Origin of the sequence: Rhodoligotrophos appendicifer, assembly GCF_007474605.1 — a bacterium.
Classification (GTDB): domain Bacteria; phylum Pseudomonadota; class Alphaproteobacteria; order Rhizobiales; family Im1; genus Rhodoligotrophos; species Rhodoligotrophos appendicifer.
The window spans coordinates 122,187-138,190 of sequence record NZ_VHKL01000009.1; the positions used below are offsets into that span (position 1 = coordinate 122,187).

The following is a 16,004-nucleotide window of genomic DNA, read 5'->3' on the forward strand; positions in this document are numbered from 1 at the left end:
GCTGTGTTGCGATGATTTCCAGGGGATTGAGAATTGATGCGTGCGTCGAATGAAACTGACGGCGGAGCAACCGTCGAAGCCCAGGGATCCGGCGAGACCCATTCCTTTCAGGCGGAGGTCTCGCGTCTGCTGCACCTCATGGTGCATTCGGTCTATTCCGACCGAGACGTGTTTCTCCGGGAGCTGATTTCCAACGCCGCCGATGCCTGCGACAAGCTGCGCTATGAAGCGTTGTCACGGCCCGAGCTGCTTGCCGACGATCCCGAACTCAGCATCACGCTCGCTATCGACAAGGCGAACGGCACGTTGACGGTCTCCGACAACGGGATCGGAATGAGCCGTGACGAGCTGGTGGACAATCTCGGCACCATTGCGCGGTCCGGAACGCATGCCTTCATGGAGAAGCTCGGCCAGGGGGAAGGCTCTCCGAAGCTCATCGGACAGTTCGGCGTAGGGTTCTACGCGGCCTTCATGGTTGCTGCCAGGGTGGACGTCACGTCCCGTCGAGCCGGATCGGACGAGGCCTGGGTGTGGTCCTCCGACGGCACGGGCACTTTTACCGTGGAGCCGTTCGCGGGCGAGGATGCTCCCAAGCGCGGCACCTCGATCCGGCTGACTCTGAAGGAGGATGCGAAGGACTTCCTGGAGCCTTGGAAAATCGAGCAGGTGGTGCGGGCCTATTCCGACCATGTGGCCATTCCCATCAGAATCGCGACGATCGAGCAAAAGGATGAGGAGCCGCGGCAGATCAACAACGCGGCCGCTCTCTGGATGCGCCCAAAATCCGAGATCACAGAGGAGCAGTACAAGGAGTTCTTCGGTGCCATCGCAGGCATCTACAGTGATCCCGCACTCATCATCCACTACCGGGCCGAGGGACGGCACGAATATACGGTGCTGCTGGCAGTCCCATCAGAGCAACCGTTCGATCTGTTCGATCCGGAGCGGAGAGGGCGCCAAAAGCTTTATGTCAGGCGCGTCTACATCACCGACGATGCCGAATTCCTGCCCGGCTATCTCCGGTTCGTGCGGGGGGTCATCGATAGCGAAGACATGCCGCTCAACCTGTCTCGGGAAATGCTGCAGAACAATCCGCTCGTGGCGCAAATCCGCAAGGCAGTGACGAAGCGCGTTCTCTCCGAGCTGAAGAAGACTGCCGAACAGAATAGCGAGACCTATGGGAAGATCTGGTCGGCCTTCGGTGCGGTGATCAAGGAAGGGCTCTATGAGGATATGGAACGGCGGGACGAGCTGTTCGAGATCGCCCGCTTCCGGACCACGACGTCCCCGGAGGGGGAGACGCGGTCCTTGAAGGACTATGTCGGGTCCCTGAAGACCAACCAGACGGCCATCTATTATGTGGCCGCAGACGATGCGACCAAGGCTGCCGCGGCGCCGCAAATCGAGGGGTTCAAAGCGCGCGGCATCGAAGTGCTGCTGCTCACCGACCCCGTCGATAATTTCTGGACGCGCACGGCCCTGGGCTTCGATGGAAAGCCGTTCCGCTCAGTCACACAGGGCGCCGCCGACCTCGCCGGTATTCCGGTGGAGAAAAGCGATGAGGCGACGGAGAGCGATGCTCAAGACAAGCCGGCTCTGGGCACGCTCGTCGCCGCCATGAAACAAACGCTGGGCGATGCCGTGAGCGATGTGCGCCTCTCCGACCGCCTGACATCATCGCCCGTCTGCCTCGTGGCCGACGTACAGGGCATGGACAGGAACATGGAACGGCTGCTCGCTAAGCAAAAGCCGGGAGCCAAGCACAGCCAACCGATCCTGGAGATCAATCCCACGCATCCCATGGTAACCGGACTGGCAAAGCGGGCCAAAGAGCACGGCGTCTCGGATGAGATCTCGGATGCGGCCTGGTTGCTCCTGGATGAGGCCTATGTCCTGGAAGGCGAACCGGTGCCAGATCCAGCCGCCTTCGCTCGGCGGCTCAGCGGGGTGATGGCCCGGATCCTCGGCTAGGCTCGCAAGGCTCGGTTAGGGCGTAAGATCAACAATGGCGCTGGCGGCAATGATCGGGCCGCCATCGTCTTCCTGGAGAAGAACGACACCATTTGGCGCCTCCTCGCTCACGAGTTCCGCCGCAGGCAAAGTGACCGACATGGGCGAGCCGTGCCACATCCCGACCGGGATCATCTTGCGCACGACATTCGTGTAGATGATTTCCCGGTCAATGTTCTCGCCCTTCGTAATGGCGACGTGGGCTTCGGGCTGGATCATCATCAACCAGACCGTCGCATCGAAGGGTTTCCCCTCGGGGCCTACTCCAACCGAAATTTCGAGCTCACGGCCCTTATTCCGGACGACCAGCGGCACCTCCGGCTCCGTTTCATCCGCGAGCCGCTTCTTAATCAACGCATCGACTTCGTGGCGACGGCTGCCGACAACATGGACCAGGCCATCGATGACCATCTGCGGGGTATAAACATCCTTGTCGCCGCGGCGCTTGGCGTATTCACGCTGACGTTTGGTGTTTTCAGGATTGCCAAGCGTGTCCTTCCAACCGAGATAATCCCAATAATCGACATTGAAGGTCAGGGCGACCACGTCGGGGCGCTTTGCAAGATCCTTCATGAAGTTGTCGGCGGCCGGGCACGCCGAGCATCCCTGGCTCGTGAAAAGCTCGACGACAGCGCGTTCCTCCGCGGCCGCAGTGGCGGATGCACCCAAGAGCACCCATCCCACCGCCGCAGCGGTGAGAGTGGCTCGTTTCCAGCGGTCTGCAGCGTTTGAAAGCATGGGGCAACCTAGGCTTTCGTCCGTGGAGCTGGCGAGTAACGATGGGGTGAGACGGTCCTTCTCCGCATCACGTTTTTGGAGAGCGCGATGCGAAGCCATCAGCATCCGGCCCACTCAGGCCGCACGCACCAAGTTGCGGAGGACGTAGTGGAGGATGCCACCGCTGCGGAAATAATCGAGTTCGTCCAAGGTATCGATCCGGCAGAAGAGCGGAACAGTGCGAACGGTGCCGTCCGCAGACTCGATCCGCGCGTCGACCACGGTGCGAGGCTGGAGTTTGTCCATGCCGCTTATCGAAATCTTCTCATCGCCCTTCAGCCCGAGAGCCTGCCAGCTATCGCCCAGCTCGAACTGCAGGGGCAGAACACCCATTCCCACCAGATTGGAACGATGAATGCGCTCGAAGCTCTCAGCAACGACCGCGCGGACCCCGAGGAGACGCGTGCCCTTGGCCGCCCAGTCGCGGCTCGATCCCGTGCCGTATTCCTTACCGGCAAAGATCACCAGCGGCACATGCTCCTGCTGGTATTCCATGGCGGCGTCGTAGATCGGCATCTGCTGCCCCGACGGGTAGTGCTTCGTGATACCGCCCTCGACACCAGGAACCATCTGGTTCTTGATGCGAATATTCGCAAAGGTGCCGCGCATCATGACCTCATGATTGCCGCGGCGCGCGCCGTATGAATTGAAGTCCATCACATCAACGCCGTGCTCAGACAGATATTTGCCGGCGGGGCTATCCCTCTTGATGGAGCCGGCAGGCGAGATGTGGTCGGTTGTTATCGAATCGAGGAAGAGGCCCAGTATGCGGGCGCCTTCTATATCTTCGACCGGCTTCGGTGCAGCCGTCATACCCTCGAAGTAAGGCGGGTTCTGCACGTAGGTCGAGTTGCTGTCCCAGGCGTAGGTCAGTCCGCCGGTGACGTCGATCTTCTGCCAGGATTCGTCGCCCTTGAAGACGTCGCTGTAGCGCTCCTGGAACATTGCCCGAGTGACGGACTCGCGGACCGTGTCCGCGATCTCCTTGGTGCTGGGCCAGATATCCTTCAAGTAAACGGGCTGACCATCATGGCCGGTGCCGAGGGGCTCCGTCGCCATGTCGATCTTCATGGATCCAGCGAGCGCATAGGCCACCACGAGTGGCGGGGATGCGAGATAATTGGCCCTCACATCAGGGTTTATGCGGCCTTCGAAGTTGCGGTTGCCGGAGAGGACCGACACAGCGACCAGATCATTGGTCTTGATCGTCTCGGAAATCGCATCCGGAAGCGGGCCGGAATTGCCTATGCAGGTGGTGCAGCCGTAGCCGACCAGGCTGAAGCCGAGCTTATCCAGATCCTTATCAAGGCCAGCGCGCGCAAGGTATTCGGTGACCACCTGGCTGCCGGGGGCGAGGGAGGTCTTCACCCATGGCTTTACCTGCAGGCCTTTGGCAACAGCATTCCGCGCAAGCAGGCCAGCGCCGAGCATCACCGAGGGATTGGAGGTGTTGGTGCAGGACGTGATCGCTGCGATCACCACATCGCCATTGCCAAGGTCGAAATTGGCGCCGTCGACCTTGTAACGTTGCGAAAGGGCACCTGGCTGACCGAATTCCGTCTCCATTACGGTCTTGAAGTTCGCGGCTGCATTGGACAGTTCTACGCGGTCCTGAGGGCGCTTCGGGCCGGCAAGGCTGGGAACGACATCCGCCAGATTCAGCTCAAGCGTGTCGGTGAAGACCGGGTCCTGAGTGCTCGGCAGGCGGTACATGTTCTGGGCCTTGGCATAAGCCTCGACCAAGGCAATGGTTTCCTCCGGGCGACCTGAGGCCGTCAGATATTTGATGGTGTCCTCGTCGATGGGGAAGAAGCCGCAAGTGGCGCCGTATTCAGGGGCCATGTTGCCGATCGTCGCCTGATCTTCCAGTGAGAGCGAACCCAAGCCTGGGCCGAAGAACTCCACAAATTTGCCGACCACACCTTTCTTACGCAGCATCTGCGTAACGGTGAGCACCAAGTCCGTTGCGGTGACGCCTTCCTTCAGGGTGCCCGTCACCTTGAAGCCCACGACCTCGGGGATCAACATCGAGATCGGCTGGCCGAGCATGGCCGCTTCCGCCTCGATGCCGCCCACGCCCCACCCCAAGACGGAGAGACCATTGACCATCGTCGTGTGGCTGTCGGTGCCCACGAGCGTATCAGGATAAGCAACCTCCACCGGGCCGGTCGCCGTCTCCTCGATCCTCGTCCATACCGTGCGAGACAGATATTCGAGGTTCACCTGATGGCAAATGCCGGTGCCGGGCGGCACGACGCGAAAATTCGCGAAGGCGTCCTGGCCCCATTTCAAGAATTTGTAACGCTCGCCATTGCGTTCATATTCCCGCTCGACGTTGAGCTCGAAGGCATTGGAGCTCGCGAAGAAGTCAACCATCACCGAGTGATCAATCACCAGGTCGACCGGTGCCAAAGGGTTGATCTTCTCGGGGTTGCTGCCGAGCTGCTTCATGGCATCGCGCATGGCTGCAAGATCCACGACCGCCGGAACGCCGGTGAAATCCTGCATCAGCACCCGGGCCGGACGAAAGGCAATTTCGCGATCACTCTTCCGCGTCTTCAGCCATTCGGCCATGGCGAGGATATCGTCCTTCGATACGGTACGCCCATCCTCATGGCGCAACAGGTTCTCGAGGAGGACCTTGAGGGAAAAGGGAAGTTGCGAGACCCCAGGGAGCCCATTCTTCTCCGCCTCCGGCAGGCTAAAGTAGTCATAGCTTCGAGTGCCGACCTCAAGTGTGCGGCGGCATTTGAAGCTGTCGAGCGAACGGGGTTCGATGGTCATCGCGGTCCTCTGGGGAAGTGCGGGAGTGAATTCAATGGAATGAACAGGGTCGGCAAATAATGGCAGATATACCGCGCCGACATACTGGCGGCACCGCCGCGGAAGCTGTCGCTTCATGGAAACGCGGCACGGGGACCTGAGCCGGCATGCGGGTTCGGTTCATCTCCGGGTTCTATAGACTCTTTCCAAACAGGTTGAAAGTAGTCCTCAAAGCTAACGACATCAAGAAAGCAGGCGAAGCGCCACCCCCTATGCGTTGCCAAAGCTCTCCTGTACATGAAGAGCCTTGCGATAGGAGCACAATGACACGGCTTGCGGCAGAACAGCTGGCATGCGAACGAGGCGGACGCGACGTGTTTGCCGATGTCAGCTTCCAGCTCCATGGTGGCGAGTCCCTGCTGCTCACCGGGCCCAACGGTTCGGGCAAGACGACGCTCATGCGCGCACTCTGCGGCCTGTCGGAGATCACCCAGGGCAAGCTTGAACTTAGGGGCTTTCCGGGCGACCTACCGATCCCCCAGCGCAGCCACTATGTCGGGCACCAGGAGGCCATAAAAGTGGCGTTCACAGTCACCGAGAACCTTCAGTTCTGGGCGAGCTTCCTCGGCGGGGGCAATGTCGCCCTGGCGCTGGAGGCTTTCGGGCTGGCTCGCCTCGGACCGTACTCCGCCGGCCTCCTCTCCTCAGGGCAGCGACGCCGGCTGGCCTTGTCGCGATTGTTGCTGGTGAAACGGCCGATCTGGCTTCTCGACGAGCCGACGGTCGGGCTGGACGCGGCATCACAGGCCGTTCTGGGCGATCTCCTCACTGCTCATCTCGCGGACGGCGGCATGGTCATCGTCAGCTCACATGTGGATTTGCCATTGACGCCCAGCCTGCAGTTGGACATGGCGGAGCACGCTGTCCTTCCATGAGAATATTTCTGGCCATCCTCTTCCGAGACATCCGGCTGGCGCTGCGCCAGGGCGGGGGCGCGGGCACGGCCCTGGGCTTCTTTCTTGCCGTGGTCATCCTGCTGCCTTTGGGGATCGGACCCGACCTTGCTGTGCTCTCGCGCATCGCGCCCGGGGCCCTCTGGATCGCGCTGCTGCTGTCGGTCCTGCTCTCTGCGGAGCGTATTTTTCAATCCGACTATGAGGACGGTTCATTGGAGGTGATGAGCATGGGGCTCGTGCCCCTCGAGCTCATCGCGCTCGCAAAGGCGCTGGGGCACTGGATCACGACCGCCCTGCCCCTGGCGATCGCGGCCCCGCCCCTAGGAGTTCTGCTGAATGTCGCTCCCGAGGTGGTGCTGCCGCTGTGGGCTGCCATGCTTACTGCCTCGCTGGCCTTGAGCCTCCTCGCCAGTCTCGGAGCTGCACTTACGGTGGGCGTGCGGCGAGGCGGTCTCATCGTCTCCATTCTGGTCCTGCCGCTCTATATTCCTGTGCTCGTGTTCGGGATATCGGCGAGCGTCGGTCTGTCCGCGACGACGGAGGTTTTCGGCGCCTCGATGCTGATGCTGACCGCGATCACGCTCGCGTGCGCCGTGCTCTGTCCGGTCGGCGCTGCTGCCGCACTCCGGGCTCATATGAAGTAAGACGCCCCGGCAGGAAGTTGAAAACCCGCCGCATTGCAGATTTCCCCCGTTCAGTTTAAGTGCCGACTCATGCAACGTTTTGCAAATCCTACGCGCTTCGTTCAGCTTGCTGCCACGTTGCTGCCCTGGACGGCGAGTGCAGCAGCGCTGCTGCTGATCACGGGGGCCGTGTGGGGACTGGTCTATGCTCCGCCTGATTATCAACAGGGGGAGACCGTCCGCATCATGTATGTTCATGTTCCGGCGGCATGGATGGCGATGTTCGTCTATTCGAGCATGGCCGCATCCAGCGTCGTCGCAATGATTTGGCGACACCCGCTGGCTGATGTCGCTGCGAAAGCGGCAGCACCGATCGGAGCCTGCTTCACCTTCCTGGCTCTCGCAACCGGTTCTTTGTGGGGGAAACCAATGTGGGGTGCCTGGTGGGTCTGGGATGCCCGGCTCACTTCGGTCTTCGTGCTCTTCCTGCTCTATCTCGGCTACATGGCGATCTGGCAGATCATCGAGCAACGTCAACGGGCGGCAAGGATCGCGCAGATCGTCGCGGTCGTCGGCTTCGTGAACATACCCATCGTAAAATTCTCAGTGGATTGGTGGAACTCGTTGCATCAGCCTGCGAGTGTGCTCAAGATCGGAGGCCCGGCGATCGATCCGTCCATGCTTTGGCCGCTTCTGATCATGGGGCTCGCGTATCTGTTCCTGTTCATCACGCTGCTGTTAATTTCGATGCGTACGGAGATCACCTCGCGGAGGATCGCTGCGATGGAACTTGCCGAGGTCAGGGCTTAAGGAAGAATCCCATGTCGTTTGAGGCGCCACACGTTGCCTTCGTGGTCGCGGCTTATGTCCTCACCGCGCTCGTGCTTGCGGCGATGACAGTGGGCATCATCATTGCTTATCGACGGCAGGCGAGACGGCTGCAGGAGCTCGAGGAGCGTGGCGCGCCACGACGGCCGATCCGATCCCAAGCGATGGGACAAGAGACGTGAACATGGCTGCTGAAGCCCCCAAACCGCATGGCGACGAGCCTCGCAAGCGGCGCGTTCTGCCACTGGCAGTCCTTCCCGTCATCCTGTTTGCCCTGCTGGCCATCGTGATGATGATGCGCCTTTTCGGAGGAGATCCGTCGAAGCTGCCGTCACCGCTGATCGGAAAGGCGGTGCCGGATTTCGCCCTTCCCGGGCTTGCCGGCCTTCAGGCCGAAGGGATACCGGTCCCCGGGTTCTCGACCTCGGACCTGGCAAAGGGCGACGTCACTCTCGTGAATGTCTGGGCTTCCTGGTGCGTGCCCTGCCGACAGGAACATCCCATCCTCATGCAGCTGGCCACGGATCCAAACGTGAAGATCCTGGGGATCAACTACAAGGACAATGCGGAGAATGCGCGCCGTTTCCTCGGTCTTCTGGGCAATCCGTTCAGAGCCGTGGGCATTGATCCAGAGGGAAAAACCGCGGTCGAATGGGGTTTTTATGGGGTTCCAGAGACGTTCGTGGTGAACGGCAAGGGCATCATCACCTACAAATGGATCGGTCCCATGACTGCAGACATCGTCCAGCAGAATATTTTACCAGCCATTACCGCTGCTCGAGCCGGGCGAAACTGACGTTGGAGATCTCGGACAAGCCGACCTCGGCGCATAGTGGAGATGAGGCCCCCGCCTTCATCTCCACACAATAAGGATTACGACGACAGGGTCGCCCGGGGACGCCTGCCGCGAGGCCTCGGCTCCGGAGGTCGCGTAAATCCATTCGCATGAGCTTCCATCTGCAGCCCATAGGCCTCCGACAATGCGCGCAATCCTTCCAAGAGATCCCGCTGCACGTTTTTCGGCACGACGTTCAACATCTTCTGCTCAACGGCCATGGCTCCTGGCTGAGCCGATTGCAATGCGCGGCGTCCCGCGGCCGACAATTTGATCGTATTCGTGCGACCGTCTTCACGCGTGCGTTTCCGCTGCAGGAGGCCGTTCTTCAGCAAACGAGCAACGAGGTCGGCCAGCGTCGAACGGTCGATGCCGGTGGCACGTACGAGCTGGGTCTGGCTGGCGCCTTCGTTCTGCGCCACGGCAAGCAAAACCGTGAACTGCCTGTGAGTCAGTCCGCTATATCCGTTGTGATCCCCGAACAACGTCGTCGCGAACTGCGCCGCACGCTTAATCAAATGATAAACAGACGTATCAAGAGTTACGATATCTTCGCCCATCGACATTGTTTACCCCCATTGTGCTTTGGCCCGCGAGTCCATGCGGCCGACGCAGTCATGCGTCAACGCCGTCCTAGCGTAGACAAGTCTCTCCGCCCTTTTGATCAGAATTTTGCTGAGGTATTGCGCTCCATCGTCCCTTCTATTGTCACGGGGATCATAAAAGAAACGATGTGTACGATGGACCGCTCCCCCAGTCGCCGATCGTAGGAGAGATTATGCCATAACGCGGATTACTTGTTCAATTGTTTTCGTCAAAAGAAGAGTCGATCGACTTTTCATTTAAGATCGAGAGCCAAACCCATTCAAAAGTCTATTGAGAGAACTCGATAAATGAAGCTGGGCGAAACTAACGAAATTTTCCTTTCACGTAGAAATGTTCTGCGTACCAATCGACAAGACGCACAGTTATATTTGAGAAATATTTCGCTATTTCTAGTTATTATGAGCATCGGCACCAGGTTCGGCGTGTCGATTGAGCAGGCCAAGCTGGGCAATGGCAAACAACATCGTCAGCGGCATAATACCGAAGACTTTAAAATTGACCCAAAAACCGGTGGAGAAGTTGCGCCATACTATTTCGTTCAGGACTGCAAGAACGAGAAAGAACAATCCCCAGCGCAACGTTAGTTGAACCCATCCCGCTTCGGTCAGATGGAAGGACTCCCCAAAGACGGGCTTGAGAAGGGAACGTCCAAACCCAAGTCCGACGAGAAGGATGATGCCAAACATGGCATTAACAATCGTCGGCTTCATCTTGATAAAAAGCTCGTCCTGTAGAAACAAGGTCAAGCCACCGAACACCAAGACAAATGCGCCTGTGATCAGCGGCATGATCGGCAACCGGCGAACCAGAAGCCAAGCCACAGCCAGAGCGAGGGCCGTTGCCACCATGTAAGCGCCCGTAGCCGCGAAAATATTGACACGGGCATTCACTAGAAAGAAGACCACCAACGGACCTAACTCGACGGCAATCTTCAGCAGCGGATTCATCGCCTGCCTATCGGCGGAGCGGGTCACGTCATTGTCCTGCATCATTGTTCCGATCACATCCAGGCGGCTTCACCGAAGACCCGATATTGCGCGAGCAAACGCGTCAGCTTCAAAGGGCTGGAGATCACCGACAGACTCGCCCACGCCGATGGCGTGGATCGGCAAGCCAAATCTTTCGGCGACCGCAACGAGAATTCCGCCGCGCGCCGTACCATCCAGCTTCGTCATGACCAATCCCGTGACTCCTGCAACCTTCTGGAAAATCTCCACCTGGTTGATGGCGTTCTGACCCGTTGTCGCATCCAGCACGAGCAACACTGCATGCGGCGCGGTAGGATCCTGCTTCTTCAGCACCCGCGTCACTTTGCTCAATTCAGCCATGAGATCGGATTTGTTCTGCAGCCGCCCTGCCGTATCGATCATCAAGACATCCACGACGTCCGCCTTGGCCTTTTGCAGAGCCTCAAAAGCGAGACCCGCCGCATCGGCGCCAATGTCACGGGAAATGACCGGGGCGTCGACGCGCGCTCCCCACACTTTCAGCTGCTCCACAGCCGCTGCCCTGAAGGTGTCGCCGGCTGCCAGCATCACGGTTCGCCCCTCATCCCTGAACCTGGCTGCGAGCTTTCCGATCGTGGTGGTCTTGCCGCTGCCATTCACGCCAACCATCATGATCACGAATGGCTTGTGGTTTGCGTCGATCTCCAGCGGTCGCGCCACGGGCCTGAGCACTTCGGCCACTTCAAAGGCGAGGATCCTCCGTACTTCTTCCGGCTCGATCTCCTTGTCATACCGGCCCGCAGAAACCTTCTCCGTTATCCGTGCTGCAGCGGAAACGCCGAGATCCGCCTGGATCAGGATATCCTCAAGATCCTGCAGAGTATCCGCGTCGAGCTTGCGCTTGGTGAAGATATCGGTGATGCCGGTGCCCAGGGACTGGGAGGATTTCCGCAGCCCTTCCGTCAGACGCTGGAACCAGGTGAATTTCGACGGCTTTGCGTCACCGCCCGGCACAGCCTCCGTGAGACCATCGGACCCCTCGATCACCGCGGCAGAGGTGGGCGGCAAGACCTCCTCTACGGGCTCCTCGGTCAGTCCTTCGGGGACGAGCTCGGTGGTCGGGTCAGCCTCGAGGGCATCGAACATGGCCTCGAGGATCTCGATCGGGACTTCACCTTCAGAGATCTCGTGAAGCTCCGGGTCAATCTCCTCCAAAACCTCGGTGAGGGTCTTGTCGACTTCTTCCACCGGAGCATCGGCAGACAGATCGATCTGCAGTTCTTCCGGTAAGGACGCCTCTTCTTCCGAAACGGACGCGGCTTCCGCCTCGACAGCCGTCGTGGGGGCGGGTCCTAACCCAAACCAACGTCGGAAGCGGCTAACTTCGGTCTTTTCAGCACTCATACCGAGGGCCTTGCACTTAATGCATTGCCGACGACACCGATGATGTCGGCATCAAGGATCGACCCCGCTTGAACCGGCTCCGCAAAGCGCACAGGTGCAAAATGCTGGGTTCGGCCACCGGTCTCCGTCTCGGCCAAGACGTGCCTGCGCTTCCCCACCTCGCGTTCGAAAAACGTCGAAAGCCGACGATTGCCATGATCGCGAAGGAGACGCGCGCGCTCTTTGATCACCGTGCCCTGCAGCTGAGGCATACGGGCAGCCGGCGTCCCAGGTCTTGGAGAGAACGGAAAGACATGGAGATAGGTCAGCCCGCAGTCGTCGATAAGGCGGAGCGAATTCTCAAACATTTCCTCGGTCTCCGTCGGGAAGCCGGCGATCAAATCGGCGCCGAAAACCGCATCGGGGCGATGGCGACGGACATCGTCGCAGAAGGAGATGGACTGGGACCTCAGGTGGCGCCGCTTCATCCGCTTGAGGATCATGTCATCGCCAGCCTGGAGAGAGAGATGGAAATGGGGCATCAGCCGCTCCTCCTCGGCAATGACCCGCATCAACGGCTCATCCACCTCGACGCTGTCGATGGAGGAGATCCGAAGACGCCGAAGATCCGGCACCAGGTCAAGGATGCGTCGAATGAGCTGACCCAGGCTGGGCCTGGCCGGAAGATCACTGCCATAGGAGGTGATATCCACGCCGGTCAGCACGATCTCGCGATAGCCCGCTTCCACCAGACGTCGAATCTGGGTCACAACCTCGCCACCGGGAACCGAGCGGGAATTGCCCCGCCCAAAGGGAATGATGCAGAAGGTGCAGCGATGGTCGCAGCCATTCTGGATCTGGACGAAGGCGCGGGTGCGGTCGCTCATGCCGTCGACCATGTGAAGGGCCGTCTCCCGAACCGACATGATGTCGTTCACGAGGATCTTCTCTTCGGCGGCAACACCGAAGTCGGGCACGGAGCGCCGCCAGGTGTCCGCGTGCAGCTTCTCTTCGTTGCCGAGCACCAGATCAACCTCTTCCATCGCCGCGAAGGAGGCAGGATCAATCTGGGCTGCACAGCCGGTCACGATGATCCTCGCATCGGGACGCTCGCGGTGGGCACGGCGGATGGCCTGGCGCGCCTGGCGCTGGGCTTCCGCGGTCACCGCACAGGTATTGACTATGATCGCGTTCTCAAGGGACGCCGCCTCGGCGTGGGCGCGCATGACCTCGGACTCATAAGTGTTGAGCCTGCAGCCGAAGGTGATGATTTCGGGGCGCGTGGTCATGATGGGCAGGAGATACGTCTTCTGGCGCCGGTGTGCAAATTTTGATCGCAGCCGAAGGCTTTCAGGCGGCCTCAAGTGCAAGTTCACCGTCGAATTCATAGGCGACTGGACCGGTCATTATGATGTGACCGTCCTCGCGCCAAAGAATGTCGAGATCTCCGCCAGGAAGGGTCACGCGGACATGACGGTCGGCAAGGCCCTTGCGCGCGGCGCAAACCGCCGCGGCACAGGCGGCCGTACCACAGGCTCGCGTAAGGCCCGCGCCTCGCTCCCAGACCCGCAGGACAATATGGTCGAGGGCCTCCACCTGCGCGACCGAGATGTTGGCGCGCTCAGGGAACAGATGATGACGTTCCAATTCCGGACCCAGCCGCGCCAGATCGATGTTGTCGACGTCATCCGTCCAGAAGATGCAGTGAGGATTTCCAACATTCACAGCGGATGGGGTGTCGAGCGGGCCATGTTCTAACTCCATGGCAGAGGTGTCGTCCATCGGCACGGACAAGGGAATGTCCGCCCACCCAAACCGCGGCACGCCCATGTCGACCGAAACCCCGACGTCGTTGCGCGTGCATTGAAGAAGGCCGGCGCGCGTCTCAATCACGACGCTCTTCTTTCCCGTCTCGTCCAGAAGCATGTCGGCAACACACCGGCTGGCATTGCCACAGGCAGAGACCTCGCTGCCGTCGGGATTCCAGATGGACATGAACGCGTCCGCCGATGGCGAGACCGGCCGACCGATGCGGATCAATTGATCGCAGCCCACGCCTTGAACCCGATCGGATATTTGCGAGGCCTGGGCCGCCGTGATCGGCACGGCCGCAAACCGCGCGTCAATCACCACAAAGTCATTGCCGAGACCGTTCATCTTGCGGAAGGGGACGTGCGCTGTCATGGCCACGAATATGGACCGGACAGATCGCAAATGCCAGCGGTCCAAGATCGATGACGTCGGTCATCGCGTTCTCGGCGCGCGCGTGTCTTTGCCGCGGTTCACCAAGTAAACAGCCAGCCCTCACCCAAATCCGGGCCCCCTCCCAGCATCGGCGGTCCTTCGGAGGGCAGTACCAACGCAGCCGTCGCCCGGAGACAGCGCGCGCCCTCCGGCGGCAGGCTGTCCGATTCGAGGCTGGCCCGGACAACGAGCCTCTGGCCCAAAGCGTCAGCAAACGAGACGACGGTCTCCTCCCGAAGAGTGGCTCGAAATTCGTCGTTTGCCGAGTGAGCCAGAAATGCCTGGCTGCTGCCGTAGTGGAACCAGAGATCCATCTGCCCATCTTCTGCAGCGGCTGCGAGCCACTTCCGGGCGTAATCGGAGGTCATCAACCTCGGGGCGCTGCCCAGGGTCTGTGGGCCGGAGAGTTCATAGACGATCGCTCCGTCCGCCGAGGCATATTTCGCCTCAATCGCGTCGAGCACCTGTGCCGAGTATTCCCCAGCGCCAGCAGCCGGTGCACGTCCGCAACCGACAAGATGCTCCGGAGTAAATTCGGTCGCTGCGTCGGAGCCACGCGCATTGAGCCAAATGTCTCCGGTTGCGGCCTCCAGGTGCGGAATCGCCTGAGCATAGGTCATCGTCCGGTCGATGACACCATCACGCCATGACACTGAGGCGACGCTATCCATTTGGTAGTTGGCTACCACTGGGACAGTCGCTTCGGCGACAAAGAGTGCAGCATGGTCGGGCGTGAACTCGCTTTGAAGCGCCGCTGCCGCTTCCTCGTCCAAAGCAGAGACCAATTTCGTGGCCTCGAAGCGGTCCAGGGCAACATAGTCGCATCTGAAGTCGCCAAGCGCGGCTCGGAAGCCGTTCAAGAATTCGTTTCGTTTCACACTATCGTCCCACAAGACGCGGTCGAAATTGACCGCGGCATGTGGGACTTGCCAAAAACAAGTGCAAAATGAGGACCGCCCGCATGGCAGAAAAGAGGCCCTCCGCAACCTCATAGAGATTCACCGAAGAGGTTACAGCCGGTGCCTCGCAGCCTTGCTCATAACGTCTTGGCGAACTTTGCATCCACCGACCAACGGCCACCGCCATGGACCGCGAAGAAGAAGAGAATGGCTGCCCACAGGATCGATTTTTCGGCGCCCATCAGGCCTTCGCCCTGCACAATCCAATGGAAGTAAACGGTCACAAGCAGCACGATCATGCCCGCAAAGGCCGCGGGCCGGGTCAACAGTCCCAAAGCGATTAAGATGCCACCGAAAAATTCCGTGATCGCCAAGAGGGGCGCCCAGAAAACGCCGGGGTAGAAGCCCAGGCCTTCCACCATGCCAATCCTTGCCATGGGATCCAGGATCTTGGGGAAGCCATGAATAGCTAAAAGGCCGCCAGCCAAGACCCGCATGAGGGCATAGGACAGGGGCGAGAGTGCAGCATAGACGCCACTCATTGCCGGGACGATCAATCTCTGGTTGTCATCGTAACGCTGATCTAAACTTGCCATATTTTCCCCATCTCCGAAGCGGTAGCCTCACCGGCTCAACGTTCATAGCCCGACCCCCCATTGGCATCCTATGGGATGGCGTTCAATACCGCGTGATGGCGCTGCACCGTCTACAAACTGAAGGATTTTCGCCACGGCTCATCCCCCGAGACGATCGGCGACTTGACGGGGGATGCGTCCTTGAGTAGGAATTGCGCCGATTTCTAAGACTCTCACGTCTTTGAGACCGCCTTGCACATGGAGCGGAGACATGCTCCGGGAGGCAAGGGGGTCAACATCCGCCAGCGAGTTTCGCCCGCGGGTGCCATTGGCGTTTGCGCTTAAGGATACCAGATCTTGACCGAGACGCTGCATATCGAAGACGCCGTGAACGAGACCTGCCCCTGGTCGGGCAAGCCCGTTTCCGCGGATTCCTTGACGCGCTACGGGGACAAGGTCGTCGGGTTCTGCAATCCCGGTTGCCGCGACAAGTTCGAGGCCGCCGTCTCGCATTTCGATGCCGCGATCGCGCGCGGCGGCAAGGCCTGACGGGAGCCC

The 16,004-nt window shown here is 60.0% G+C and carries 16 protein-coding genes; 7 read left to right on the forward strand and 9 right to left on the reverse strand.

All coding sequences use genetic code 11. From position 1 onward, the window contains the following. Positions 1–36: 36 nt before the first annotated feature. Positions 37–1,971: a molecular chaperone HtpG gene (gene htpG / locus FKM97_RS19645; protein ID WP_144294130.1), complete on the forward strand. Its 1,935-nt coding sequence runs from the start codon at positions 37–39 to the stop codon at positions 1,969–1,971. A 15-nt stretch (positions 1,972–1,986) separates the two neighbouring features. Here htpG and FKM97_RS19650 read toward each other — a convergent pair whose 3' ends face one another. Both FKM97_RS19650 and acnA read right to left on the reverse strand, forming a co-directional pair. After that, positions 1,987–2,748 carry a DUF1223 domain-containing protein gene (locus FKM97_RS19650; protein WP_170241019.1) on the reverse strand — a complete coding sequence of 254 codons (762 nt, stop codon included), beginning with the start codon at positions 2,746–2,748 and terminating at the stop codon, positions 1,987–1,989. A 114-nt stretch (positions 2,749–2,862) separates the two neighbouring features. Beyond that, a complete protein-coding gene (gene acnA / locus FKM97_RS19655) occupies positions 2,863–5,571 on the reverse strand; it encodes an aconitate hydratase AcnA (RefSeq protein WP_144294132.1) in 2,709 nt (902 codons plus the stop codon). A gap of 302 nt (positions 5,572–5,873) precedes the next feature. Here acnA and ccmA point away from each other — a divergent pair, with 302 nt between their 5' ends. The 5 genes from ccmA (at position 5,874) to FKM97_RS19680 (ending at position 8,753) form a co-directional block, all read left to right on the forward strand. Next, the gene (gene ccmA / locus FKM97_RS19660) at positions 5,874–6,485 is read left to right on the forward strand and encodes a heme ABC exporter ATP-binding protein CcmA (protein WP_144294133.1); all 612 of its coding nucleotides are present in this window, start codon (positions 5,874–5,876) and stop codon (positions 6,483–6,485) included. Then, positions 6,482–7,150 (forward strand): heme exporter protein CcmB, encoded by a 669-nt coding sequence (gene ccmB / locus FKM97_RS19665; RefSeq protein WP_144294134.1) that lies wholly within the window; start codon positions 6,482–6,484, stop codon positions 7,148–7,150. Before ccmA ends, ccmB begins: the two co-directional genes overlap by 4 nt. A gap of 69 nt (positions 7,151–7,219) precedes the next feature. After that, entirely contained in the window at positions 7,220–7,939 is a 720-nt protein-coding gene (locus tag FKM97_RS19670) for a heme ABC transporter permease (RefSeq protein ID WP_144294135.1), read from the forward strand. An 11-nt stretch (positions 7,940–7,950) separates the two neighbouring features. Then, the gene (gene ccmD / locus FKM97_RS19675; RefSeq protein WP_144294136.1) at positions 7,951–8,139 is read left to right on the forward strand and encodes a heme exporter protein CcmD; all 189 of its coding nucleotides are present in this window, start codon (positions 7,951–7,953) and stop codon (positions 8,137–8,139) included. Positions 8,140–8,141: 2 nt separating this feature from the next. After that, positions 8,142–8,753 (forward strand): DsbE family thiol:disulfide interchange protein, encoded by a 612-nt coding sequence (locus FKM97_RS19680; protein ID WP_144294137.1) that lies wholly within the window; start codon positions 8,142–8,144, stop codon positions 8,751–8,753. A gap of 77 nt (positions 8,754–8,830) precedes the next feature. On the opposite strand, the gene FKM97_RS19685 is transcribed toward FKM97_RS19680, so the two are convergent. From FKM97_RS19685 to FKM97_RS19715, 7 genes are all read right to left on the reverse strand, one after another. Next, positions 8,831–9,358: a MarR family winged helix-turn-helix transcriptional regulator gene (locus FKM97_RS19685; RefSeq protein WP_144294138.1), complete on the reverse strand. Its 528-nt coding sequence runs from the start codon at positions 9,356–9,358 to the stop codon at positions 8,831–8,833. Between the two features lie 429 nt (positions 9,359–9,787). Beyond that, the gene (locus FKM97_RS19690) at positions 9,788–10,387 is read right to left on the reverse strand and encodes a septation protein A (protein ID WP_144294340.1); all 600 of its coding nucleotides are present in this window, start codon (positions 10,385–10,387) and stop codon (positions 9,788–9,790) included. Between the two features lie 27 nt (positions 10,388–10,414). Continuing rightward, the gene (gene ftsY, locus FKM97_RS19695) at positions 10,415–11,749 is read right to left on the reverse strand and encodes a signal recognition particle-docking protein FtsY (protein ID WP_144294139.1); all 1,335 of its coding nucleotides are present in this window, start codon (positions 11,747–11,749) and stop codon (positions 10,415–10,417) included. Further along, on the reverse strand, positions 11,746–13,017 hold the full coding sequence (gene mtaB / locus FKM97_RS19700; protein ID WP_144294140.1) for a tRNA (N(6)-L-threonylcarbamoyladenosine(37)-C(2))-methylthiotransferase MtaB: 1,272 nt from the start codon (positions 13,015–13,017) through the stop codon (positions 11,746–11,748). Before mtaB ends, ftsY begins: the two co-directional genes overlap by 4 nt. 61 nt (positions 13,018–13,078) lie before the next feature. Further along, the gene (dapF, locus tag FKM97_RS19705) at positions 13,079–13,912 is read right to left on the reverse strand and encodes a diaminopimelate epimerase (RefSeq protein WP_205015230.1); all 834 of its coding nucleotides are present in this window, start codon (positions 13,910–13,912) and stop codon (positions 13,079–13,081) included. A gap of 98 nt (positions 13,913–14,010) precedes the next feature. Further along, the gene (locus FKM97_RS19710; protein WP_144294142.1) at positions 14,011–14,850 is read right to left on the reverse strand and encodes a hypothetical protein; all 840 of its coding nucleotides are present in this window, start codon (positions 14,848–14,850) and stop codon (positions 14,011–14,013) included. Between the two features lie 158 nt (positions 14,851–15,008). Next, positions 15,009–15,467: a DoxX family protein gene (locus FKM97_RS19715; RefSeq protein ID WP_144294143.1), complete on the reverse strand. Its 459-nt coding sequence runs from the start codon at positions 15,465–15,467 to the stop codon at positions 15,009–15,011. Positions 15,468–15,803: 336 nt separating this feature from the next. Between FKM97_RS19715 and FKM97_RS19720 the strand changes: the two genes are divergently transcribed. Next, positions 15,804–15,995, forward strand: coding sequence for an eL24 family ribosomal protein (locus FKM97_RS19720; RefSeq protein WP_144294144.1), 192 nt, complete (start codon positions 15,804–15,806; stop codon positions 15,993–15,995). Positions 15,996–16,004 lie beyond the last annotated feature (9 nt).

Excerpts from the sequence above, each read along its gene's own strand:
- htpG (WP_144294130.1), top strand. The coding sequence starts at position 37 with ATGCGTGCGTCGAATGAAACTGACGGCGGAGCAACCGTCGAAGCCCAG.
- FKM97_RS19650 (WP_170241019.1), bottom strand. The coding sequence starts at position 2,748 with ATGCTTTCAAACGCTGCAGACCGCTGGAAACGAGCCACTCTCACCGCT.
- acnA (WP_144294132.1), bottom strand. The coding sequence starts at position 5,571 with ATGACCATCGAACCCCGTTCGCTCGACAGCTTCAAATGCCGCCGCACA.
- ccmA (WP_144294133.1), top strand. The coding sequence starts at position 5,874 with ATGACACGGCTTGCGGCAGAACAGCTGGCATGCGAACGAGGCGGACGC.
- ccmB (WP_144294134.1), top strand. The coding sequence starts at position 6,482 with ATGAGAATATTTCTGGCCATCCTCTTCCGAGACATCCGGCTGGCGCTG.
- FKM97_RS19670 (WP_144294135.1), top strand. The coding sequence starts at position 7,220 with ATGCAACGTTTTGCAAATCCTACGCGCTTCGTTCAGCTTGCTGCCACG.
- ccmD (WP_144294136.1), top strand. The coding sequence starts at position 7,951 with ATGTCGTTTGAGGCGCCACACGTTGCCTTCGTGGTCGCGGCTTATGTC.
- FKM97_RS19680 (WP_144294137.1), top strand. The coding sequence starts at position 8,142 with ATGGCTGCTGAAGCCCCCAAACCGCATGGCGACGAGCCTCGCAAGCGG.
- FKM97_RS19685 (WP_144294138.1), bottom strand. The coding sequence starts at position 9,358 with ATGTCGATGGGCGAAGATATCGTAACTCTTGATACGTCTGTTTATCAT.
- FKM97_RS19690 (WP_144294340.1), bottom strand. The coding sequence starts at position 10,387 with ATGCAGGACAATGACGTGACCCGCTCCGCCGATAGGCAGGCGATGAAT.
- ftsY (WP_144294139.1), bottom strand. The coding sequence starts at position 11,749 with ATGAGTGCTGAAAAGACCGAAGTTAGCCGCTTCCGACGTTGGTTTGGG.
- mtaB (WP_144294140.1), bottom strand. The coding sequence starts at position 13,017 with ATGACCACGCGCCCCGAAATCATCACCTTCGGCTGCAGGCTCAACACT.
- dapF (WP_205015230.1), bottom strand. The coding sequence starts at position 13,912 with ATGACAGCGCACGTCCCCTTCCGCAAGATGAACGGTCTCGGCAATGAC.
- FKM97_RS19715 (WP_144294143.1), bottom strand. The coding sequence starts at position 15,467 with ATGGCAAGTTTAGATCAGCGTTACGATGACAACCAGAGATTGATCGTC.